The organism is Rhodococcus sp. NCIMB 12038 (assembly GCF_002165735.1).
Lineage (GTDB): Bacteria > Actinomycetota > Actinomycetes > Mycobacteriales > Mycobacteriaceae > Rhodococcus_F.
Window position 1 is genome coordinate 100,533 of sequence record NZ_NHML01000021.1, and the last position, 22,992, is coordinate 123,524.

Consider the following 22,992-nt stretch of genomic DNA (forward strand, 5'->3'; position numbering starts at 1 on the left):
GGCACCGCACTCCGCCGACCCCACCAGTGTTTCGCCAACGGGTGGAGTGACCCCCCGATGGCTGCCGGGCGTCGCGTTCCCCGTGGCGTTGCTGATTGTCCTCGCAGCCGCCGCGAAGGTGCCGACTCAATTCGGTGTGCTTCTCTTGCTCGGCGCCATCGGCAGTGTTCTCGTCATCTCGGGACTGCGCGATCCGGTGGTCGCTGTGCTTCTGCTGCTGGTTACCACGTTTCTTCGGGTCGCCCTACCCAGCATTCTGCCGGTGGATCCCTTCGTCCTGGCGTTCCTCGGGGTGGTGGGAGCGTGGGCGATCTGGATTGCCCGGGGAACCGACCGCGCTCCGCGTCTGGGCGTCATCGAATGTGCGATGGTTCTCTACGTCACCTGGAACATCATGTCGATGTTCTCCTCGCACCCCTTCGGCTCCGTGGTCCCCGTGTCCGGCGAAGCACTCTCCGTACCGCGATTCGTGCTGACCGGCACCATCATTCCGTTCACCATGTTTCTCGTGGGGCGGTACACGTTCGACCGGGTGTCTGCAGTCCGGCTCCTTCTGTGGACGATCGTGTCGCTCGGGGCCTACTCGGCGGTGATGAGCATTCTGCAGTTTCATGGTCCGACTGCACTCGTCTGGCCCCATTACATAGTCGAGTCTCCGAGTTGGGAGGGGCGAGCCGTCGGCATCTTCGACCAGCCCGTGGTCAACGGCGTGGTGTTGATCCTCGGCTTCATCGTGGCGCTCCTCCTGGCCTCAACGCGCAGTGAACCCCGGTGGAGCCGGATTCTGGCCATGGGTATCGCGGCAGCGTCCGCCTACGGCGTCTATCTCACCCACACGCGAGTCGTGTGGCTGGCATTCGCTGTCGTGGTGTTGATCGGAGCTGTGCTTGCCAAGGGATTTCGGACAGGATTCGTCGTGACCGGTGGGGTCGCCGCGGCCGCCGTGGCCATCAAATGGTCGACCTTCATCAGCAGCGATCGTTCCGCGGGTGGCGTCGGCTCACCCGACGAACTGCAGGATCGCCTCAACACTGCGCAGACGGCGTTCTGGGCAATCCAGGAGAAACCGTTGGCAGGATGGGGGATCGGGCGCTTCACCGCGATGAACACGTACCATCACCAGCAGTGGGCACCCGACGTGCCATGGATTCGCGGCTTCGGAATCGCATCGCACTTCAATGAGCTCGGTATCGCGGCGGAACTGGGGCTGATCGGGTTGGTTCTGTGGCTCGCGGTGCTTTTTCTGATGGCCAGTGGTCTCTTCCACGCATTCCAGGTGTTGCCGGCCGACGGTCTGTGTGGGAGGCGTCTCGCGCTTGTGGCGATGATGGCCTTCGTTGTGCTCGTGATCTCCGGACTCACGGTGGACCTCCGCTTCTTCGATTTTCCGAACGCGGTCGTGATGCTGCTCGTCGGTATCGCAATCGGCTGGGCAGAGCGGGCTCCCGCGGACCAATTGACACCTGATCCGCATCGACGCGGGTCTGCATCATTCCCAGCGCAGGTACACAGATGAAGCGGCAGCGGGCCCTGTGGGCATCTACCAGTACTTCCACCCGGGGCGGTGTGGCAAGTTTTGTCCGAACGATGCAAGGCACTCCGCTGTGGGAAGCGTGGAACGTTCGCCATGTCAGCACTCACCGGAACGGGACGGTCGCGACGAGAATCGTGGTGTTCGCGGCAGGGCTGGGTGCGTTCGTCGCTGCTCTGGTTCTCGACCGGCCGGATGTGGTCCATCTTCATACCTCCGTCGCCGGCAGCTTCGTTCGGAAGGCGATCCTTGCCTGGATCTGTCGACTCTTCCGGGTGCCGATCGTGATGCACGTGCACGGTTCCGACTTCCATCAGTTCTACAGCAGATCGCCGCGCCCATTGCAGACGATCATCCGCGCCACCCTCACCGGTGCGGACGTGGTGGTGGCGCTCGGCGGCTGCTGGGCGGAGCGCCTCGAGCGGATTGCGCCACAGGCACGGATCGTCTCTGTTCCCAATGCAGTTCGGCCTTGCCGTCCGGTACGGCAGCCGTCCGGAAGTGAACCGGTGAACGTGCTGTTCCTCGGCTGCATCGGCGAACGCAAGGGGACCTTCACGTTGCTCGACGCGTGGGCGAAGATGGTCGGCGACGGAGGCGAGCGTGCTCGACTGACGATCGCCGGTGACGGCGAAGTACAGCGCGCGCGAGACAGGGTCGATGAGCTGTCGGTGGGATCCACCGTCACGGTGCTCGGATGGCTCGATCCGGATCGGGTGCCCGAACTGTTGGCGAGCTCCCACGTACTGGCGCTGCCTTCGCGCAACGAGGGCCAGCCGATGGCGATACTCGAGGCGATGGCCCACGGCCTGTGCGTTGTCGCCAGCGACGTGGGGGGCATCCCCGAACTGATCGACGACCGTTGTGGGGTGCTGGTTCCGGTCGACGACGTGGATGCGCTCGCGCGAGCCTTGCGTCACGTGGTCTACGACGACGATGCCCGCATCCGCATCGGAGCCCAGGCCTTGCAGCGCATCCGGGCCGAATTCGACGTCGACGTCGTCTGGCGCCGTTTCGATGCCCTCTACCGGGAGGTGCGGCGATGACGGCCGATCGCCCACTGCGAGTGTTACATGTGGTGCCCGACCTCCGCGTCGGCGGGGCGGAGCGGCACGCTGCAACGCTGTTCCCCCGACTGGACCGAGAACGGTTCGAACCCAGCGTCATCTGCATCGGAAGCGAGGGCGAACTGTATCCGGCCCTGACGGCCGGTGATGTTCCCGCCCTGGCGTTGGGACGAACGAAGTTGCAGGCGGTCGGTGCCCTCTGGGACCTCGTGCGTGAGACGCGCAGGATTTCCCCGGACATCATGATCGTGCGCGGCTTCAACGCCGAGACTCTCGGCCGTGTCGCGGCTGTCCTGGCCCGAGTTCCACGGACGGTCGTCTGGGTTCACAACTGCGGTGAGACCACCACGAGGAGTGTCCTTCGGCGGATCGCCGACCGCGCACTCGGCCCGGTCACGAGCGCGTATTTCGGTGTGGCGAAGGCGCAAGTTCCTTATCTGGTAGGCGATTTACACATCCCGCCGGACAAGATCCGAATAATCCACAACGGGGTGGATCCTGCAGCGTTCGATCCGAGTGGAGATCGGGCGGCTGTCGCGGAGTTCGGGATCGGGCCGCTCGACCGAGTGGTGGGGATTCTTGCCGCGTTGCGGCCCGAGAAGGACCACGCCACGCTGCTGCACGCGGCACGGTTGGTCGTCGACGAGCTCCCGGCCGCGAAGTTCCTGGTAGTCGGAGATGGGCCGATGCGAGGGGAGCTGGAACAGCTGGCCAGTGAGCTGGGAATCGCCGATCATGTGGTCTTCACCGGCTCTCGCCGCGATGTGAAAGATGTGCTCGGAGGGATGGACGTCTTCGTCCTGAGCTCGTACAGCGTGGAATGTTTTCCGATGGCGCTGCTCGAGGCAATGGCCGCGGGTCGGCCGGCGGTCTGTACCGCGGTGGGCGGAGTGCCGGAGATGATCACGGAGGGTGCGACCGGATTCCTCGTGCCCCCGCGTTCGCCGCGTGCGCTCGCCGAGAAGCTGCTACGAGTGCTGTCGGATCCCGAGAAATCCCGGGAAATGGGCCTCGCGGCGCGGACGCGAGTCGAGTCCGAGTTCAGCCTGCGCACAAGCGTCGCCGAGAGCGAACTCGCGCTCGAGGAGGTGGCGGGGCGACTCCCACCTCGTTCGACGGGGCCGATCCGGCTCAGTCTGGTGTTGGACTTGACGTTCGTCGGGGGTGTCGAACTCCTGATGCTGGAACTGTTCCGGAACTTCGATCCGCGGATCGTCCGACCGCGTCTGATCTGCCTGCGCGAGGCCGGGCCCCTCGGCGACGAATTCCGCAGGGCCGGATTCGACGTCGAAGTGCTGGGGCGTACGGGCCGCTACGACGTTCGAACCCTGCCACGGTTGGTCCGCAGCTTGCGACGCGATCGCACGGACGTGGTGCTGGTCACTCATCATCATCGAGCGGCACTGGCGCTGGGGCGAATTGCGGCAAGGCTGGCGGGAGCGCGTGCCAACATCGTCGCCGCCCACGACATGGACCTGACGTCGGTCGGAAAGCGCTGCCTGCCGCGCTCCACCGTGGAAACGCTGTGGCTGTCCGACGCGCTCGTCCTGCTCGCCGCTCGACAAGGCGAGTACCTACGCCGGGAAGAGGGGGTTGGGCGCTTCGCCTGGCGACGCACACGCGAGGTGGTGATTCCGAACGGGATCGTGCTGCCTCCGTTGCCGCGAAACACCGACACCGAGCTTGCCAGGGCCGCGTTGGGTCTCGACCCGCGGGACTTCGTCGTCGGTATCGTCGGTCGGCTCAGCGATCAGAAGGCGCACCAGATGCTCTTCGAAGCGGTTTCTTCCGTGGCGAAGTCTGGTGTGCGGGTGCGGCTGGTCGTGATCGGTGGTGGAGAACGTGAGGCTGAATTACGCACTCTTGCGGATGAACTCGGGATTGCCGATCGTACACGCTTCATGGGCGTGCGACGGGACGTGCAACAACTCCTGCCGGGCCTCGACGTGTCCTGTCTGTCGTCGGTGCACGAGGGAGTGCCGATCATCGCGATCGAGTCCATGGCCGCGGGCGTGCCGCTCGTGGTCACCGACTGCGGTTGCCTGCGAGACATGGTCACCGATGGTGAACAGGGCTACGTGGTGCCGGTCGGAGATGCGCGTGCGATGGCGCAGCGCCTCCTCGCTCTGGCCGCGGACCCGGGGCTGCGCACTCGGCAGGGGCGGTCGGGGCGTGCACGGGCGGAACAGCAGTACCGGATCGAAGACACGGCGCGAGGATTCGAGCGTCTGCTCACCGAAGTTGTGGAGGTGTGATGAGTCGGCACATTCTGATTCTGGTAGAGAATCTTTCGGTACCGTTCGACCGCCGGGTGTGGCAGGAGAGCACTGCGTTGGTGGAGGCCGGCTATCGCGTCACAGTGATCTGCCCGATGGGGACCACCCAGGACAGGGAGCCGGACGTCACGATCGACGGGGTCCGTATTCTCCGCTATCCCCTGCGCGCCGCGGAAGGTGGGCCGTTGGGCTATCTGCGGGAGTACGGGCTGGCGTTGTGGCACACCACGCGGCTCGCGCTTCGGGTGCGCCGTGAAGATCGGGTCGATGCCGTCCATGCCTGCAATCCGCCCGATCTGCTGTTCCTCGTCGCTGCGCTGCTTCGCCCGGTCGGTGCCAAGTTCGTGTTCGACCACCACGATCTCGTGCCCGAACTCTTCCTGTCCCGGTTTCCCCGAGGCGGCGCGATGCTCTACTGGGCGACCCGACTCCTGGAACGGCTCACACTGGCCACCTCCGACGCCGTCATCTCGACGAACGAGAGCTATCGGCGGGTTGCACTCGAGCGCGGTCATCTGGCGCCGGAGCGGGTCACCGTCGTCCGGAGTGCGCCCGATCTGAGTCGATTCGTCCGCCGAGCCCCCGATCCGAGCCTGAGGCGGGGCAAGCGGTATCTCGCGGCATACCTGGGGGTGATGGGCCCGCAGGACGGCGTCGACTATGCGTTGCGCGCCCTCGCTCACCTGCGGGACGGCATCGGCCGTGACGACCTCCACTGCATCTTCATGGGCGCGGGGGACGCCTTCGACAACATGGTCGCCCTCAGCGAGAAGCTCGGGCTCACGGACACGGTCGAATTCACCGGCCGGGTCCCCGACGAGTTCGTGCAGCGGTGTCTGTCGACCGCCGACGTCTGTCTTGCGCCTGACCCACGAAACCCGTTGAACGATGTGTCGACGATGAACAAGGTCGTCGAGTACATGGCGATGGGGCGGCCACTCGTCTCGTTCGAACTCGTCGAGTCGCGAGTATCGGCGGGGGAATCCGCTGTCTACGCCCCGGCCAATGACGAATCGGCCTTCGCGGCTGGGATCGACGAGCTGTTGCGGGACCCCCGGAAACGTCGGAGGATGGGCGAACTCGGCCGGGCTCGGGTGGAGCAGCAGCTGTCGTGGGATACGTCGCGCCGGGCGCTCACCGACTTCTACGCGCGGCTCTTCGCGGTCGAGGGAGTGATGCGATGAGAGACCGGATGCGGCTACGGGTTCTCGCGCGAGAGCACGAGACCGTCGCTCGGCTGGAGGGTCACCGACGTCACTGTGGCCCCGTTGTTGGTGTTCGGATCCAGGGTGCCGTGAAGTCGCCGAAAGGGAGTCTCGAGCTGCACTTCTCGCGGTTTGTCGTCGGTATTCAGCAGGACGATGCCGTGCTCGAAGTCGCGACGGAAGAGGCCGTGGCCAAGCGACCCGACCCCGTCCGCGTACGGATCGTTGAGGGCGGCCGGCGACGGGTTGGCCACCAGGGGGTGCCCGAGGTAACCGGGGCCGAGTCCGCCACCGTCCATCTCGTCGAAGTAGGCCGGCTCGTCGTAGTCGGCGCCCATCGGGGCCCAGAATCCGTCCTGGAGCAACGTCGCCGCCAGGAAATATCGGGCACGCTGGAAGTCCGGTGCCGAATGCGGTGCGGGACCGAGCCTGTCGATCGTCATCGCCAGGCCGGGCAGACGGTGGTCCCCCTCGGCGGTCAGACTGACATACTGCTCGATGTCGAACATAGGATTCCGGTCGGCGCTCGGGTCTGCGAATTTCTCCCACGCCCGGCCGTCGAGTTGTTGCGCCAGCAGGGTCCGGTCTCCATTCGCGACCAGGATGGCGTCCGGAATTCGTTGCCGGATGATCTGTTCGGCCAGGTTCACGCCGCGCTCCCAGGGGTTTCCGAACCCGTAGATCGCATCGTCCGGTTCGTTGGTTCCATCGGAATCGATGTCCCAACGGTCTCGGTCCGCACTGTAGATCCGGTCGCCCCAGACGTCGAGGAAGATGCCGTCCCACACCCCTGCGGACCAGACGTCGTCCACCACCCAGTTCGCGGCGTACTCGGCAAAGACCTGGTCGTCGATCCGTGGCGCCTGGTCCGTGAGGTTGGTCATCGTCGACTTCGGCCACTCGCTGACCGGCGCGCCATCCGCTGTGTGCGCCAGCCATGGTTCCGGGAATGCGCTTTCGCCGTTCTGGTCGAACTGCCACAGCGCGTATCGGTTGGCCCAATACGCCTCCGTGCCGAGTTGATCGGGATGGTCGACCACATTCACGTAGGCGAGCAACCGGAGGCGTGGGTTCGCGTGACGGAGTTCGTCGAAGTACTCGCGCGGCTCCCGGTTCGCCCACTCGTTGTCGATGACTACCACGTCGTATCGAGCGAGCTCCTCGACGGGCGGAAGTTCCTGCTGATTCAGGAAATACGTTGCAGTCCTGGGGAACGTCAGGGAGTGCGGATCGCTGGGCGCGGGCGCCGGCGCGCGAGGTTCTTCCACGGGCGTAGAGCACGCGACGATCAGTCCGACGGCTGTAATGACCACCGTCAGGGCGAACCGGAAGCGGCCGAAACGCCGGAAAGCGAGAATGCCGGACACCGAGTCAGCTTGACACGCCCGACGGCACCTTGTCACCTGCCGCACGAGGTTCCCGTATTCGCAAGGAGGACGCCGTGAGTCAACTCCTCTGGCGCGTGCGCCGATTGCAGACGATGGGACCGCGCGAGGTGGCGTGGCGCGCGAGTCGGGCCGGTCGGAGCCTGCTTCCGCTCAGCGGGCGCGACGAGACCGGTGACCCCGAGTTGCTGGGGTCGGAACCGGACTGGGACGCCGCATTGGCGAGATTCCGGGAATGCGCCGGCCGGCCGGCACTTCTGGACCGCGGCCGGGCCGCCGAGATCACCCGTACACATCCGGCCGCGGTCGGGCAGGTGATCGCGGCCGCCGAGCGTGTGGGCTGCGGGCGATTTTCGTACTTCGGTCACCCCGAAGTGACGCTGCCGGAGCCGATCGACTGGCATTACGACCCGCTTTCGAAAGTGAGCTGGCCCGCCGTGCCCGCATCCCGAATCAACCACCGCACGGCGGACGGCGATCCGAAGTGGATCTGGGAGCTCAATCGACTCCAGCATCTGCCCTGGCTCGCCGAGGCATGGTTGTTCACCGGTGAGGAGCGATTCAGTGACGCGGCGTTTCGTCAACTCGACTCGTGGATCGAACAGAATCCACCGGGCCTCGGCATCGGATGGCGTGGTGCCTTCGAGGCGGGCGTGCGCTCGATCTCGGTCGCGGTGGCACTCCAGGGGCTGCGGGATTCGCCGGGGTTGACGACCGCGAGATTTCGGGCTGTCGTCCGTCTGCTCGCCGAGTCTGCCCGTCGCTGCTGGGACGAGCGTTCGCAGTTCAGCTCGGCCAACAACCACCTCGTCGGGGAAATGGCCGGCGTTGCCACAGTGGCAATTCTTCTGCCGGAACTGGCCCGCGCCGAGTCCTGGGAGAAGGACGCAATCCGTGTGTTGTCCGCCGAGGCGGCACGGCAGATCTTGCCCGACGGCGCAGGCGCCGAGCAGTCGGTGGGATACCAGATCTTCACGTCGGAACTGCTGCTCACCGTGGCCGCGTTGCTGACGCTTCGTGACGGTCGACCACCACAGGAGTTGATCGCTGCCGTCGACAGGAGCGCAGACTTCATCGCAGCAGTCGTCGGTGATCGTGACCCGGCGCCACGCTACGGAGATGACGACGAGGGCTTCGCGCTCCGGCTCGGCGCCGAGCCGGTGCGCACGGTTCGAGATCATCTCGGCACGGTCGCCGCGGTGACCCGCAACGCGGCGGCACGTCGGGTGGGCAGGACGACGCTGTCGGCGGCCTGGATGAACTACGCTCGCACAGAACAAGTTTCCGGATCTGAGGCCCTCTCGGAAACCGGTCCTCGCAGCTTCTTCGCTCCGGACGGCGGTCTGGTGGTGCTGCGCGCCGGCGCTCGGCGCCTGACCATGGACGTCGGCCCGCTCGGATACCTCTCGCTCGCTGCGCACGGGCACGCCGACGCCCTCGCGGTGACGGTGAGCATCGACGGTGAGGACGTGATAGGCGATCCCGGCACCGGCAGCTACTACAGGCACCCGGACTGGCGCGCTGCTCATCGGGGCACTCGCGCTCACGCGACGGTGTGTGTCGACGGCCTGGACCAATCGGTCGTCGGCGGGCCGTTTCTGTGGACGGAGCACGCCCGCGTACGGGTGCGGTCGGTCGACCTCGAGCGCGGTGTCGTCGATGCCGAACACAGCGGCTACGGGAGGCTCTCGAAGCCGGTGGTGCATCGGAGGTGGCTCATCGCGCCGCCGGATCGCGGCAGCGTCCTCGTCGTCGACCTCATTGCAGGCCGAGGCCGCCACGAGGTGCGCACGTCGTGGCCGCTGTCGCCGTCGCTGGACGTGACACCGGTCGAGGGGGGTCACCTGGCCAGCCGCGGTGGGGCACCGATTCTCCAGCTGGTCCACGCCGCCAGCACTGAGCTGATTCCGCACGAGGTGCGAGGCGACACCCAGGACGGCCTCGGGTGGTGGTCGCGCCGGCTGGAGTCGAGAGAGCCGTCATGGGTGGTCGGCGGGTGCTGCACGGGCGACGTGCCGGTTGTGATCGCTACGGTGCTCAACCCGATGGACGAGCGCGGCGCGTGGGCCGAAGGCCTCACCCTTGCTGTTCGTGATGGGTCCCTCACCGTGAGATGGCGAGAGAGAAATGCGGTCAATCGAGTCAAAATCAACTACGCGATTGGAACCACAGTCAAAAACAGGGACGTAGTATGGAATGTGCTTTACTAGCAAACCTTGAGACCCCTACTGGTGTTGGCGGTTGACATGAGCGCGACCGAATTGTACGTACGCCCATCCGAGCGGCGGATGGCCCTGAGTGTCTTCGGGCTGGGCTATGTCGGGTGTGTTTCCGCGGCATGCCTGGCATCCCGGGGTTTCCCCGTGGTCGGGGTCGACGTCAATTCCTCGAAGATCGAATTCCTGCGCCGAGGTCAGACCCCGGTCTTCGAAGAGCGGATCGGCCAGCTGATCGCCGAGGTCGTGGAATCGGGCTTGCTCACCGTCAGTGACGACCCCGCCCGCGCCGTCCTCGAGAGCGACGTCACGATGGTCTGTGTCGGCACCCCGTCCGCGCCGGGGGGAGGGCTGGCCACCCGCTATCTCGAACGTGCGACCGACGAGATCGGTGCTGCCCTGGCCACCAAGGACAGTTTCCATGTCGTCGTCTACCGCAGCACGATGGTTCCGGGTACCTGCGAGGAGATACTCGTCCCGCGCCTGGAACGCGCATCGGGCAAGCGGGTGGGAGTCGACTTCGGCGTCTGCGTCAACCCCGAATTCCTGCGCGAAGGCAGCAGCGTGCGCGACTTCCTCAATCCGCCCAAGACGGTGGTCGGGGAAAGCGACGAACGCAGTGGGCGGCAGGTCATGGGCCTGTACGATGGGCTCGGTGGACCGCGGTTCCGCGTTCCGATCCCGGTCGCCGAGATGGTCAAGTACGTCGACAACAGTTTCCATGCCCTGAAAGTGGGGTTCGGCAACGAGATCGGCGCCATCTGCGCGTCTCTGGGACTCGATTCACACGCTGTGATGGACATCTTCCTCGCCGACACGAAACTGAATCTCAGTGCCGCTTATCTGCGTCCGGGATTCGCGTTCGGCGGGTCGTGTCTGCCGAAGGACGTGCGCGCGCTGATGCATACCGCTCGAGTCCATGACGTCGAAGTGCCGGTGCTGGCGAACGTGCTGGTGTCGAACGAGATGCACCTGCGGCGCGCAGTGGACCAGGTGATCGCGTTGGGTAAGCGCAGGATCGGCATCTTCGGTCTGTCGTTCAAGCCCGGCACGGATGATCTGCGGGAGAGCCCGATGGTCGAACTGGCCGAGAGACTCATCGGCAAGGGCTACGACGTCAAGATCTGCGATGCCAATGTCGCACTGTCCAGGCTGTTGGGCGCGAACCGCGAATTCATCGAGGAACTGTTGCCGCACATCGGTCAGGTACTCACCGATGACGTCGACGCAGTTCTCGACCACGCGGAGGTGCTCATCGCCGGGTCCAGGGAGCCCGCGGTGGTGGCGGCGGTCAACCGGGCGGGCGCGCAACACACGGTTGTCGACCTCGTCAGGCTCCCGGGCGCCGAGGAGCGGCGCCGGTGCGAAGGTTACGTGGGTCTGGGGTGGTAGCGGTGAGCGTGTCGCGGCCCCTTCCTGTATTCAGCTTTCTGACCACCGCCTACCGGACCGAGCAGTACCTGGTGCAGACGATCGAGTCGGTTTGCGGCCAGACCCGTACCGACTGGGAGTTGATCGTCGTCGACAACGGACGCTCAGACGAGATCGCGGCGATAGTCCAGTCCTACGCATCCGACAGCCGAATCAGACTGGTACGACAGGAGAATCGCGGATACGAGGGAGGTGTGACGGCTGCGGCCGCGCTCGCGCGCGGACTGTACCTCTGCGTGCTCGACAGTGACGACCTACTGATGCCGGACTTCTGTGCGCGCACGGGGGCGGTGCTCGCCGCCGACCGGGGCGTCGACGCGGTGGGCTGTGACGCCTTCCTGTTCGACGATCACGGTGGCACACACAAGGGATACCTACGCTCTATCGGCTTCCGGGCACGACCGCACCCAGGGCACCCTCTGACACTGACCGAGATGCTCGCAGGGTACATCCCCTATTACACGGGCGCGGTTCGGCGCGAGGCGTGGAGCGCTGTGGGTGGGTACGAGCACACATCCGAGGAAGTCGAAGCGGACGTGGTCATGTGGCTGAGGCTCGTCGATTCCGGATTCGACGTGCGAATGCTCCCCGAACGCCTCGCGCGTTGCCGCATCCGGAAGGACTCCGTATCGCGCGACCCCGCCGGGATCGAGGCGTTCGAGTGGCGTATTCAACGGTCGTTCCAGACGGTGGTGCATTCCGCGACCCGGGCAGAGGACCTGGACGCGCTACGGACGAACTTGCAGCGGTTGCGGTACCACCAGGCGATGCGGCGGGCCCGACGGTCGCTACTCGAAGGGAACCCGGCTGTGGCGCGTGCCGAGGTGAAAGCGGCGTTCGCGCAGCGGCACACGCTCCGCGCGGCCCTGGTGGCCTGCTCGGTGTCCCTCTTTCCCCAGACGATGCGCAGGCTGCATCCGCTCAAGCAATGGGCCGCCGCTGCTCTCGGACACGCGATCGGTCGGCGTAGCGAGTCCGTGAGTCCGCCGTGAACGAGGGCGGCGCAGTGGGTTCGTCGACACCCGGGCGCACCCCCGAGCGCGATGACTCGGGATCTGTACCGGCACCCGAGACCGGCCCGGTCGGCACACTGAGCGGGAAGCTTCGCCGCGGAGCGGCGATGGCAGCGGCAGGCCTGCTGATCGTGCAGAGTGTGACGTTCGTGCAGACGTTGGTGCTGGCGCGCTTGCTGAGCCCCGAGATCGTCGGCGTGTTCGCGGCGGGCACGGTGATGACCACCTTTCTGGTGGTCGTCACCCACGGCACGTTGGCACAGGCACTCGTTCAGCGCGAGCACGACGTCGAAAATGCGGCCACGACGGTGTTCTGGGTGACGCTGGGCACGGGGATCCTCATGAGCCTGGTCATGCTGGCGGCGTCTCCATTGATCGGACGCATATTCAACAGCCAGACGGTCGGGACGGTGGCCGCTGCCATGTCGGGGTCGATGTTGCTGATCGCGATCACATCCGTCCCGGATGCCCTGATGCAACGCCGTTTCCAGTTCAAGCGCCGGATCATCGTGGATCCCGCTGTCGGGATCACCTTCGCGGTGGGTTCCATAGTTTTCGCCGCCCTGGGGTGGGGCGTCTGGGCCCTGGTGATCGGCTCGTATTCGTCGATGCTCGTGTGGATAGTCGCGAGTTGGTGGCTGTCCGGATGGCATCCCTTCGGTGGGCGGTTCTCGATTCGGATCTGGCGTGAGATGGCGGTCTTCTCCTTTCCGCTGTTGCTGGACGGCGCGGCCGCCAGGGCTCAGGAGGTCGTCGAGTTGACGATCATCGGTCGCGGGTTGAGCGAGGCTGCGCTCGGAAACTACCGCTACGGCCGCAGGATCGCGTTGCTGCCCGGCATGGCCATCGTCCAGGTCTGCTCGTACGTGCTGTTTCCCGCTTTCGCTCGTATCTCGGCCGACTCGAAGCGGTTCAAGGACGCCTTCCTGCGTGCGCTGAGCTGGATCTGGCGGGTGGCAATGCCGGCCGGGGCACTGATGGTCGCCGTCGGTGAGCCCGCCGTCGTGGTGCTGCTCGGCGAGCCCTGGCGCGGCGCCGGAGTGGCGGTGGCATCGATGTCGGGCTTCGGACTCGGCGTGGCGATGAACTCGGTGAGTTCGGAGGCGATGAAGGGCGCCGGCCGATCCAGCCGTATGAATTGGATGACCGCAGCGGGCTTGCTGACCGGGGTCCCGTTGCTGCTGCTGTTGCTACCTCTCGGGCTCGCCGGGGTCGGTCTCGCGGTTTCGGGGGCGGCGATCGTCGTGGGGATCACGGGGCTCGGCCTCGCACGCTCGGTGGTCGGGGCATCGGGCGGTGAGATAGCCCGGGTGATGGCCCCACCGGTGGTCGCCTCGCTCGCGGCGTTCGCGATGATCGCGCCGCTCGAACGGTACGTGGTGCACTCGGACCAGCGGTCGATCGCGGTGGGACTCGCGGCGATAGCCCTGGAGTGTGTGGCGTTCCTGATCGCCTACCTACTGACCCTGCGGCTGGTCGCACCATCCGTCTTCGCGGAGATACGGGAGGCCGTCCGCTCGGTCGGTGGCCGCGCAATACGAGCCGTGGGAGGGGAACGCTAGGTGCGCAGGACGGCTCGGTGGTTGCGCGGGACGTTCATCTGCGTGGTTGCGGCCGTTCTCACCGCGACGGCAGCGTGTGTGCCGACATATGTCGAGCCCCAGCTCGACGAGCTTCACCGAGCCGATGCAATTCTGGTCCTCGGCGGCCCCGGCCACGAGCGGTATACGTACGGACTCGATCTCGCTCGCAAGGGCCTCGCCGGGCGGGTGGTGCTGTCCGATCCCAGCGGTGGATCCGACGCGTGGCTCGATCGACTCTGCGGAGCACGGTTCGCGTTTGCCGTTGTCTGCTTCGACCCCGACCCCGCGACCACTGCCGGGGAGGCGAGGGCACTCCGCGATCTCGCGACCGCCGGCGGGTGGAACAGCGTCATCGTCGTCACATTCCGACCACACGTGTCACGGGCGCGCTACAGCATTCAGCGCTGCTTCGGCGGGGACGTGATGATGGCGGCAGGTCCGGCGGACATTTCTGCCGCCGATTGGGTGTGGCAGATCGGATATCAGACGGCAGGGTACGTGCGGAGCGTGTTCCAGCGAGGTTGCTGACCCCCATGAGCAAGCGCGTGATCGGCGTCCGGCCGGTCCCCGTCGGCAATGTCCACCACCCATTTGCCGGCCAAACCCGGAAGCTGTGACTGCACCTCCGGAAGCAGGTCGGCGATTGTCAGCAGGACCACGTCGGGGTCGTCTGCGAGCAGCTGTGCGGGGGAGATGATCGGGATGTCGGTGCCGGGCATCCGGCGGCCCTGTTTCGCGGGGGACGCATCGGCTACCGCGCACAACACGCGATGGTCGACTCCCGCCCGGCTGAACAGGGACACCGCCCGGGACGCCGCGCCGTATGCGTAGACCCGTTGTCCGCGAGCGGTCATCGTGGCGAGCCAGGTATGCAGCGCACCGGCGTGACCGTCCGCAGCCTGCTGAAGGGTCCGGAGTGTTCGCGGCTCGCACACCCCCAGGGCGTTTTCAGCCGCAAGGATACTGCGGACGGTGTGCGATGTGTCCGACCGGACTCCGTGCCGCGCGGCAATCAGGACGGTGCCGCCGTAGAGGTCGAACTCCCACGCGTGCGACACGCTCATTCCCACGTCGGTGAGCATCCGCTGCAGCGCGGTCAACGAGTAGTACGCATAGTGGCCGTGCCGCAGCGCGTTCCACTGACGGTGTGCGACTATCGCCGCGAGAGAGTGGAACTGGAGCAGGAGGATACCGTCACTCGCCGTGGCGTTCACCCGTTCCCGCAGTGCCGACCTCTGGCAGGGTTCGTGCATGAGGCCGAAGCAGTCGAGGACGACCGATGCCGGTCTCCCCGGGGGCGGTGGGCAGAAACCGCGCGACGCGAGCAGTCCGAGCCAGCTACCGCCGTGCGGGCTGCCGAACTCGAGTACGGTGTCACCGTCGAGGAATCCCGACATCGCGACCGTCCGAACGGCGTCGGCAGCCTGCTTCCGCAACGCCAGCGGCTCGACGCCTTGCGGCTCCTCGGGAGTCGTGTCGTCCTCTGCGAGTTGCGCGAGGCCGCACCGTCGGCACAACTCCATTGCCAGCGGGTGCGCCGACTCGCACGAGTCGATCGCCGACCACTCCGGCGGGAAATGGTCCGCAGCAGGAGTGCACCCGAGATCGAGCACCCGCACCGTGTCGGATCCGGCGCATCCGCGGCAGATCATTGTGGTCACCCTGACTTCCTGAAATGCCGGACTCGCCCGTGGCGATGCGGCACGATGGTGATGTGCGCGTGGAAAACACGGAACTCGACGATGTCCTGCTCTTCACTCCCGAGCCGTTTCGGGACGGGCGGGGACTCTTCACGCGGACGTTCGATGCGCAGATCTTCGACGACGCCGTCGCTAGCCGGCCATCCTCGGGTCGACCGGTCCGTGCCGCGGACTTCGTACAGGATTCGCAGTCGCGATCGGTGCGCGGCGTGATCCGCGGCATGCACTGCAGATCGGGAGATGGCGAGGCCAAGCTCGTGCGTTGCGCGCGGGGAGCGATATACGACGTGCTCGTGGACGTGCGGCGGGCGTCGACGACCTTCGGCCGAAAGCAGGCGTTCAGGCTCGACGACGTCAGCTTCTCCCATCTGTTCGTACCACCGGGATTTCTTCACGGGTTTCAGGCAATCACCGACTGCGATGTCTGTTACCGGATCGACCGCGGCCACGATCCCACCGAAGATCTCGCAGTGGCCTACGACGATCCCAGCCTGGGGATCGAGTGGCCGCTCCCGGTGTCCGCTGTGAGCCCACGCGATGCCTCGGCGGGAAGCTGGGAGGCTTTGCTGCTGTGTCTCTGACGACCTCGAGATGCCGATGTCAGCCATGTCCGGCCCCGACACGGAGAAACCGGAGTGACTCGTCGAGCACGCCCGAGGCCCGCAGCTTCTGCAAGTGGGCCAACCGGGTGAACCGGGTGTTGAACAGTTCCTCGGTGAGCCCCCACCGCACGTAATTCTCGTACAGTTCGACCGCGCCGTCGGCGACGGTCCACTGCGGTGTGTATCCGTCGAGCGCCGTCCGGATCGCGCTGAAGTCGACTCGATACGACCGCGGATCCGGTCCCGTCTCGCCGGTGACCGCGACCGTCGAGTCGGGCACCGCCGCCGCCGCGGCTTCCGCGATCTGCGCCACGGTGACGTTGTTGGTCTCCGTGCCCACGTTGTAGGCGCGGCAGTGAACAGCGTCCACAGGCGCGACGAGTGCGGCGCAGAATGCAGTGGCGATGTCGCGGGCGTGTACGAGCGGACGCCATGGCGTGCCGTCCGACAGCACCCGCACAGTGCCGGTGAGCATCGCGACGCCGACGAGGTTGTTGAGAACGATGTCGGCGCGAAGGCAGGGCGAGAACCCGAACGCGGTAGCGTTTCGCAGGAAGACCGGCGAGAACCCCGAGTCGGCGATGGCCGTCACGTCTTCCTCTACGCGCACCTTGCTCTCCGCGTACGGGGTGAGTGGGCGCAGAGGAGCGTCCTCCGTCACGAGTTCGTCGCCTGCCGAGCCGTACACAGAGCACGTCGATGCGTACAGGAAACGTTGTACTCCGGCATCTTTCGCAAGTCGAGCGAGACGTAGGTTTCGCAGACATCCGCGACCAGATCGCCACCCGGTGGGAGAAATTCGAAGATCTCGTCGCTGAGGACGAAATACCCGCCGTTCTCCCAGACGGGTAGCCGGCTGACAGGAATGATCTCTTTGACGTCACCGTTGTCGGCCACATTCACGCAGTGGAACGAGGACTGCGGCGGGACGACGAGCATCGACGCCGCGGCACCGGATTCGTGGAATTTCGCGACCACGTCGTCGAGGGGAGCGTCGGTCAGGACGTCCGCGTAGTTCGCGAGGAAATGCTCGTCGCCGTCCAGATGCTGCCGCACGCGGCGCAGTCGTTCACCGATCGCCGATTCCAGACCCGTGTCGACGAACGTGATGGACCAGTCGCTGATGTCGGAATGCAACAACTCGATCTTGTTGGCGTGAAGAACGAAGTCGTTGGTCTCCGCTTCGCGGTAGTCGAGGAAGAACTCCTTGATGGCCTCGGCGCCGTAGCCGAGGCAGAGGATGAACTCCTTGTGCCCGAAATGGGCGTAGTAGTGCATCACGTGCCACAGCAGGGGCCGAGGGCCGACCATCTGCATCGGCTTGGGGATGGCGTCGTTGCGGTCGTTACGCATCCGCATGCCGTAGCCGCCGCAGAACAGGACAACCTTCATATCGTGAGCCTCCTTGCCGCGCTGTCGGGTTGAAAGGTCGCGCTGTGTAGGGAGGGGAGCGGGAAGACGATCTCACCGCCCCACTCGGTGATGTATCGCAACTGTTCGGTCAGTTCTGTTTCGAGATTCCAGGGCAGCGCGAGGACGACGTCGGGGCGATCCTTCTCGATCTGCTTCGGGTCGAGAATCGGAATCCGGGTGCCCGGCGTGAAACGACCATGCTTGTAGGGATTCCGGTCGACCGTGTATTCGAGGAGGTCGGGACGGATTCCGCAATAATTCAGCAGTGTGTTGCCCTTGCCGGGAGCGCCGTAGCCGACGACGGTCCTGTTCTGGGCTCGGCAGGCGAGAAGGAACCCGAGTAACTGTTGTCGGGTGGCTCTGGCCTTCAGTTCGAGGCGGCCGTATCCTTCGGCGTCGTGCAGGCCGGCTTCTTCCTCCTGCTTCAACACGTCGGCGACACGCTGTGTGGGCACTGCGCCTGCAGTGTCGGGGCGCGCCCAGATTCGGATCGAGCCGCCGTGTGTTTCCAGTAGTTCCACGTCGACGACCGAGAGGCCGGCCGTGGCGAGCGCACGCGTCGCGGAGAGGAGTGTGTAGTACTGGAAATGTTCGTGATAGACCGTGTCGAATTGCGCGAGGACGATCAGATTGAGGGCATGGTGCACCTCGATACTCAGCCGGCCGTCGTCGGCGACGAGGGTACGCAGAGCGCGCGTGAACCCGCGGAGGTCGGGGATGTGCGCGTACACGTTGTTGGCAACCACGAGGTCTGCCGGCCCATGCTCCGCGCGGACCTGCGCGGCCAGTTCCTCGTCGAGAAATGCCGTGAGAGTGGGAACTCCTCGTTCGCGCGCGGCGGCACCGACGTTGTGCGAAGGTTCGATTCCGACGCAGCGGATCCCGGCGTCGACCGCGTGCTGCAGCAGGTAGCCGTCGTTGCTCGCGACCTCGACGATCAACGATCCCGCGTCGAGGCCCAGTCGTGACACCGAGGAGCGGACGAATTGGCGGGCGTGCTCGACCCATGAATCCGAGTAGGACGAGTAGTAGGCGTAGTCGGTGAAGGTGTCTTGCGGAGAGATCAGGGCCGGAATCTGAAGCAGCAGGCAGTCCTCGCAGATGCGTAGGTGCAGCGGATAGTTCGTCTCGGGGGCGTCCAGGCCTTGTTCGGTCAGGAAGAGTTCGCACGGCGGCGTCGCTCCCAGATCCAGGACGCTTCGCAAGCGATCGGAGTCGCACAGTCGGCAGCGCACGGGCAGTCTCCCCTCGTCACCGAGACTTGGAGGCCGCTGCGTGTCAGATGCGTCACACCCAAAGTCTCGACCCGTCCAATTAACCACACTTGGAGTCGTCTTGCAAGGCTTTAAACCAACTTCAAGTATGTAAATGGTCGTAATTAGAGAATACTGTCCTTTTATTTGGCGACTCGTTGGGGCTCGGTCAAATGAGCGATTTCTCAGTCGTAGAGGTTTTCGCGACTAAGGGCGCAGACCGCGGGATTCGGAGGAGGTATGGTGATATCTCGTCCTCCAAATTAAAGGTGGGCGAACATTAATTGCCATTGCAGGCCCAATGTGCCGGTGACATCGGAGGGTGCCCGATGCCGTTCGTCATAGTCGAACGCAAAGAGACGCTGGTCGCCGGACTGGCCGTCCGCAGCCCTAAGAGGGCGCTGGGGAAAGCGCGCGACAAGGATCTCGAGAAGACGTGGTCCACCCTGCTGGCGCAGAACGTGGACAAGCCTTTGGCGTCTGCCTATGTCGACCACGCTCCCGAGATCAATTCGTACTACACGCAAATCGTGGGCTACGAGTGCACGTCGATCGATCAGGTCGGGCGCGGGCACCTGGTCTCACGGATTCCTGCGGGAACCTATGCGAAGTTCTCCTCGGTCGGCACCTTTCCTGACCTCTTCGATGCGCTCTGGGGGCAGATTCGTGACGCGGAGGAATCGCGGCAGATTCAACGGTCGTACACTGGCGACTTCGAGTTCTATCCGCACGCCTTCGGGATCGATTTGTATGTGGCGATAGTGCCACCCGCCACGATGCAGGGGCCGCAATGAGTTTCGAGATCGTCAAGCGTGAGTCCGCCGACTTCGGGGGGCTCGTTCTGCCGCGCACGGAGCTCGGTTCGACGGCGCATTCGACCGATCTGATGAAGTTCACCCGCGAGCGCATCCAGCAGCGCGGCACCGCGGAGCTGATCACCGTCTACGTCGCGGTCCCGGATCTGGGGTGGACCGCCGTGATCGGATATCGGTGTACCGACCTCGGTCGGCTCGCGGTCGGTGACGTGCTGGTGCGTGTCCCGGCCGGCTACTTCGCCAGGTTCACGCCCGACGGGCGGTCGTCCGACCCGATCGAGGACGTGTGGATTCAGGCCGAGCTGGCGGAGAAGGAAGGGCGCATCGAGCGCGCCTACGCGGAGGAGATCGAGGTCTTCCGCGCTCCGAGCAACGTCGAGCTGTTCATTTCCCTCGCTTAATTCCAGGTCGGCAATTACAGACCTGAAGTTTGTTTTCGAGCGCATTTCTGGCATCTCAGGTGACAAATCCGGTGTAAACGCGGAAAATAAGTAGCCGCGGGGCTGTGACCGGGTTCGTGTGTCCAGTTCTTGGGGTCTTTACATAACCCGTGAGTCCCCGGAATTGCCGCACCGACTCCGATGGGAAAGCCAATGCCAGTTGAACAGCTGTCGCGTCCGCAGGTCGACACACAGTCGACAGATACTCTAATCGACCGAACTCTGAGCGTGTGGGATCCACGGTCGGAGTGTCGCTTCGTCGTGGCCCGGCCCTCCGAGGAGCCTGAGCTGTGGGAAGCATATCTCGAGGGGGCGGTAGCGGGCTATCGCAAGTACGGCGCCGAGAAGGCGCTCGAGTACCGCCGGATTCAGGACGGTGACAGCACCGCGATCTTCTTCGTCGCGATCGAGTCGAACGGCTCCGTCGCGGCGGGCGTTCGCGTGCAGGGACCGTACATTTCTGCTGCTCAGGCACATGCGATCACGGAATGGGCGAACGATCCCGGAGCGCCCGCCGTCCGCCGGATGATCGAGGATCGGCTGCCGTTCGGTGTCGTGGAGGCGAAGGGCGCATGGGTGTCGGGCACCGCCGCCCGGCGCGGTGAACTCGTCGGCGCACTGGGCCGTTTCGCCACCTTCTCGATGGACCTGCTCGATGTCCAGTTCATGCTCGCGACCGCCGCATCCCACGTCCTGGACACGTGGCGAACCACCGGTGGGGTAGTGGCCGACCATATTGCTCCCGTGCCCTACCCGGATGACCGCTACGAGACGCGCCTGATGTGGTGGGATCGGAGTATGCGCAGGGGCCGCGCCGAAGCCATGCAACTGGCCCAACTGTTACTCACGGCGTCCGGACCGACACCGTCGGCAGCCATCGCGACGGGGACGGGAGGCGACGTCGTCCGGCCGATGCGGAGCGTCTCGTGAATGAAACCCACGGTGGATACACCGCGCTGCTGCTCGACGAGGGCCACTCCGGGGACGCGGCGGTACTCGACCGCCTCCGCCGCGACCCCGCGGTAGTCTTCGTCGATCAGCTCGACCATCAGCGGAACGCCCTGCGTTCCCTGGTTCCCACGCCGGGCCCCGGTGTACTGGATGAGACTCCGGTGTGGGCGTACTACTCGTGGCGACGGACCGTGGTGCGGCTGCTCGGTCCTACGTCGTTCCGGCTGTTGCGGCTGGACCGGAATCGGAACAAGATCACCGCGCAGGAGCAGGAACGCCTCAGGGACGTCACCGTCGGGATCGTCGGTCTCAGCGTCGGTCACGCCGTCGCGGTGGCTCTCACGCTGGAAGGTGCGTGCGGCGGCCTGCGGCTCGCGGACTTCGACACCCTCGAGTTGTCCAACCTGAACCGGGTTCCCGGCACCGTTTTCGACCTCGGCGTGAACAAGGCCGTGGTCGCAGCCCGCCGTGTCGCGGAGATCGATCCCTACGTCACAGTGACGTTATGGAAGGACGGTGTCGACGTCGACTCGGTCGCCGAATTTCTGGACGGCACGGACGTGGTGATCGACGAATGCGACTCCCTCGACGTCAAGGTGTCTCTGCGGCGGGAGGCCCGGCGCAGGGGATTACCGGTGCTGATGGCGACCAGTGACCGGGGTCTGCTGGACGTCGAGCGTTTCGACGTCGAACCTGATCGACCCGCGTTCCACGGAGTGATCGGTGACGTCGACGTCGAATCGCTGGCGGGTCTCGGCTCGCGGGACAAGATTCCGCTCGTGCTGCAGATTCTCGACGCCGGACAGTTGTCGGCGTCGATGGCGGCGTCGTTGGTGGAGGTGGACGAAACCATCTCCACGTGGCCCCAGCTCGGGGGCGAAGTGCTGCTCGGTGGGGCGCAGGTCGCTGCGGCGGTGCGGCGCATCGGGCTCGGGCAGCCGCTCGCGTCGGGTCGGTGCCGGATGGATCTGGACGAGAATCTCGACGCCCTCGCCGATCCGCCGCTGCCGCAGGACCTGCCGGAGCAACCCGTGGGCCGGAGCGCAGCGGCGGTTCCGCAGGACGCTGTCGACGCCGTCGTCGATGCCGCGGCCCGCGCGCCTTCCGGCGGCAACGTGCAGCCGTGGACGATCGCGGCGGACGACGCGGGACTGACCATCTCCCTGGCCCCGGAGCACACGACGGCCATGGACGTCGCGTACCGCGGCAGTTGTGTCGCGGTCGGCGCCGCGCTGCACAACGCCCGGATCGCCGCGTCCGCCGCCGGGATTCTCGGCGCCGTGACGGTCCACGACGGCGATCCGGGGCTTCCCGTCGCCACGATGACGTTCGGCAGCGGGAACGACCGGGAACTCGGCGACCGCTACGAGCACATGCTCGACCGGACCACCAACCGCAGGCTGGGCGTTCCCCGGCCGTTGGACGACTCGCTGGCCGGCCTTCTCGCGGAGGCCGCGGCTCGCGAAGGCGCCCGCCTCTGCCTGGTCACCGACCGGGACGACATCGCGGCGATCGGCGCCATCCTGGCGGAGTCGGACCGCATCCGTTTCCTCACACCCACCCTGCACCGTGAGATGATCGGCGAGTTGCGGTGGCCACCCCGGGATTCGGTCGAGACCGGCATCGACGTGCGCGCGCTGGAACTCGACTCGGCGGAACTGTCGACGCTCGCATTGTTGCGGAGACCCGAGGTCATGGAACGACTCGGCGCACAGGACGCGGGACAGGCGCTGGGCAAGTCCACCGCGGACCGAATCGCCTCGAGCTCGGCTGTCGCGGTCGTCGCGATTCCCGGCCGCACCTCACGGGACTATGTGCGCGGCGGTGAGGCGACCGAAAGCGTGTGGATCCACGCGCAGGCACTCGGCCTCGCCGTTCAGCCGATTTCGCCGGTGTTTCTCTACGGTGTGGAAAGTGCGGAACTCGAACAACTCTCACCGCGGTATGCGGCACCATTGGAGAGGCTGCGGGAAGAATTGTTCGACGTCGTCGGAGCGAAGGCAGATGAGGAGCTCGCCATGGTGTTACGGCTCAGCCATGCGCCGGGCCCGTCGGTCCGGAGCGAGCGCCGTGCCGACCGGGTGCGAAGGCGGATATCGTGACGACAGGAG

The 22,992-nt window shown here is 65.7% G+C and carries 18 protein-coding genes and 1 pseudogene; 14 read left to right on the forward strand and 5 right to left on the reverse strand.

Translation table 11 applies throughout. The annotated features are described in order from the left end of the window. Nucleotides 1–46: 46 nt before the first annotated feature. The 4 genes from CA951_RS28650 to CA951_RS28665 all read left to right on the forward strand — a co-directional run bounded on the left by CA951_RS28650 (nt 47) and on the right by CA951_RS28665 (nt 6,058). On the forward strand, nt 47–1,516 hold the full coding sequence (locus CA951_RS28650) for an O-antigen ligase (protein WP_256974120.1): 1,470 nt from the start codon (nt 47–49) through the stop codon (nt 1,514–1,516). Nucleotides 1,517–1,587: 71 nt separating this feature from the next. Next, nucleotides 1,588–2,577 (forward strand): glycosyltransferase family 4 protein, encoded by a 990-nt coding sequence (locus CA951_RS28655; RefSeq protein ID WP_256974121.1) that lies wholly within the window; start codon nt 1,588–1,590, stop codon nt 2,575–2,577. Continuing rightward, nucleotides 2,574–4,853, forward strand: a complete 2,280-nt coding sequence (locus CA951_RS28660) for a glycosyltransferase (protein WP_087560060.1) — start codon at nt 2,574–2,576, stop codon at nt 4,851–4,853. The genes CA951_RS28655 and CA951_RS28660 overlap by 4 nt, the downstream gene beginning before the upstream one ends. Continuing rightward, nucleotides 4,853–6,058 carry a glycosyltransferase family 4 protein gene (locus tag CA951_RS28665; RefSeq protein WP_087560061.1) on the forward strand — a complete coding sequence of 402 codons (1,206 nt, stop codon included), beginning with the start codon at nt 4,853–4,855 and terminating at the stop codon, nt 6,056–6,058. Before CA951_RS28660 ends, CA951_RS28665 begins: the two co-directional genes overlap by 1 nt. Before the next feature lie 14 nt (nt 6,059–6,072). On the opposite strand, the gene CA951_RS28670 is transcribed toward CA951_RS28665, so the two are convergent. Then, a complete protein-coding gene (locus CA951_RS28670) occupies nt 6,073–7,446 on the reverse strand; it encodes a putative glycoside hydrolase (protein WP_087560062.1) in 1,374 nt (457 codons plus the stop codon). A gap of 74 nt (nt 7,447–7,520) precedes the next feature. Between CA951_RS28670 and CA951_RS28675 the strand changes: the two genes are divergently transcribed. The 5 genes from CA951_RS28675 to CA951_RS28695 all read left to right on the forward strand — a co-directional run bounded on the left by CA951_RS28675 (nt 7,521) and on the right by CA951_RS28695 (nt 14,235). Further along, entirely contained in the window at nt 7,521–9,674 is a 2,154-nt protein-coding gene (locus CA951_RS28675) for an alginate lyase family protein (protein WP_256974122.1), read from the forward strand. A 36-nt stretch (nt 9,675–9,710) separates the two neighbouring features. After that, nucleotides 9,711–11,072 carry a nucleotide sugar dehydrogenase gene (locus tag CA951_RS28680; protein WP_218780524.1) on the forward strand — a complete coding sequence of 454 codons (1,362 nt, stop codon included), beginning with the start codon at nt 9,711–9,713 and terminating at the stop codon, nt 11,070–11,072. Between the two features lie 2 nt (nt 11,073–11,074). After that, on the forward strand, nt 11,075–12,103 hold the full coding sequence (locus tag CA951_RS28685) for a glycosyltransferase family A protein (RefSeq protein ID WP_087560064.1): 1,029 nt from the start codon (nt 11,075–11,077) through the stop codon (nt 12,101–12,103). 128 nt (nt 12,104–12,231) lie between these two features. Beyond that, on the forward strand, nt 12,232–13,686 hold the full coding sequence (locus CA951_RS28690) for an oligosaccharide flippase family protein (protein WP_087560117.1): 1,455 nt from the start codon (nt 12,232–12,234) through the stop codon (nt 13,684–13,686). Then, nucleotides 13,687–14,235, forward strand: a complete 549-nt coding sequence (locus tag CA951_RS28695; protein ID WP_256974123.1) for a YdcF family protein — start codon at nt 13,687–13,689, stop codon at nt 14,233–14,235. On the opposite strand, the gene CA951_RS28700 is transcribed toward CA951_RS28695, so the two are convergent. Further along, complete coding sequence (locus CA951_RS28700; RefSeq protein WP_179220336.1) at nt 14,190–15,359, reverse strand: transferase; 1,170 nt, start codon at nt 15,357–15,359, stop codon at nt 14,190–14,192. The two genes, CA951_RS28695 and CA951_RS28700, sit on opposite strands and share 46 nt — an antisense overlap. Nucleotides 15,360–15,421: 62 nt before the next feature. Between CA951_RS28700 and CA951_RS28705 the strand changes: the two genes are divergently transcribed. Then, a complete protein-coding gene (locus tag CA951_RS28705) occupies nt 15,422–15,988 on the forward strand; it encodes a dTDP-4-dehydrorhamnose 3,5-epimerase family protein (protein ID WP_087560065.1) in 567 nt (188 codons plus the stop codon). Between the two features lie 19 nt (nt 15,989–16,007). Here the strand turns inward: CA951_RS28705 and CA951_RS28710 are convergent. The 3 genes and pseudogenes from CA951_RS28710 to CA951_RS28720 form a co-directional block, all read right to left on the reverse strand. Further along, nucleotides 16,008–16,766 (reverse strand): annotated as a pseudogene (locus tag CA951_RS28710) (NAD-dependent epimerase/dehydratase family protein); the annotation flags it as partial. Further along, the gene (locus CA951_RS28715) at nt 16,667–17,401 is read right to left on the reverse strand and encodes a glucose-1-phosphate cytidylyltransferase (RefSeq protein ID WP_256974124.1); all 735 of its coding nucleotides are present in this window, start codon (nt 17,399–17,401) and stop codon (nt 16,667–16,669) included. The gene CA951_RS28715 and the pseudogene CA951_RS28710, both read right to left, overlap by 100 nt. Next, the gene (locus CA951_RS28720) at nt 17,398–18,657 is read right to left on the reverse strand and encodes a class I SAM-dependent methyltransferase (protein ID WP_087560067.1); all 1,260 of its coding nucleotides are present in this window, start codon (nt 18,655–18,657) and stop codon (nt 17,398–17,400) included. Before CA951_RS28720 ends, CA951_RS28715 begins: the two co-directional genes overlap by 4 nt. 347 nt (nt 18,658–19,004) lie before the next feature. Here CA951_RS28720 and CA951_RS28725 point away from each other — a divergent pair, with 347 nt between their 5' ends. The 4 genes from CA951_RS28725 (at nt 19,005) to CA951_RS28740 (ending at nt 22,983) form a co-directional block, all read left to right on the forward strand. Continuing rightward, the gene (locus CA951_RS28725) at nt 19,005–19,469 is read left to right on the forward strand and encodes a GyrI-like domain-containing protein (protein ID WP_087560068.1); all 465 of its coding nucleotides are present in this window, start codon (nt 19,005–19,007) and stop codon (nt 19,467–19,469) included. Next, complete coding sequence (locus CA951_RS28730; protein ID WP_087560069.1) at nt 19,466–19,891, forward strand: hypothetical protein; 426 nt, start codon at nt 19,466–19,468, stop codon at nt 19,889–19,891. Before CA951_RS28725 ends, CA951_RS28730 begins: the two co-directional genes overlap by 4 nt. Nucleotides 19,892–20,083: 192 nt before the next feature. After that, on the forward strand, nt 20,084–20,860 hold the full coding sequence (locus tag CA951_RS28735) for a hypothetical protein (RefSeq protein WP_087560070.1): 777 nt from the start codon (nt 20,084–20,086) through the stop codon (nt 20,858–20,860). Beyond that, on the forward strand, nt 20,857–22,983 hold the full coding sequence (locus CA951_RS28740; RefSeq protein WP_087560071.1) for an Rv1355c family protein: 2,127 nt from the start codon (nt 20,857–20,859) through the stop codon (nt 22,981–22,983). Before CA951_RS28735 ends, CA951_RS28740 begins: the two co-directional genes overlap by 4 nt. Nucleotides 22,984–22,992 lie beyond the last annotated feature (9 nt).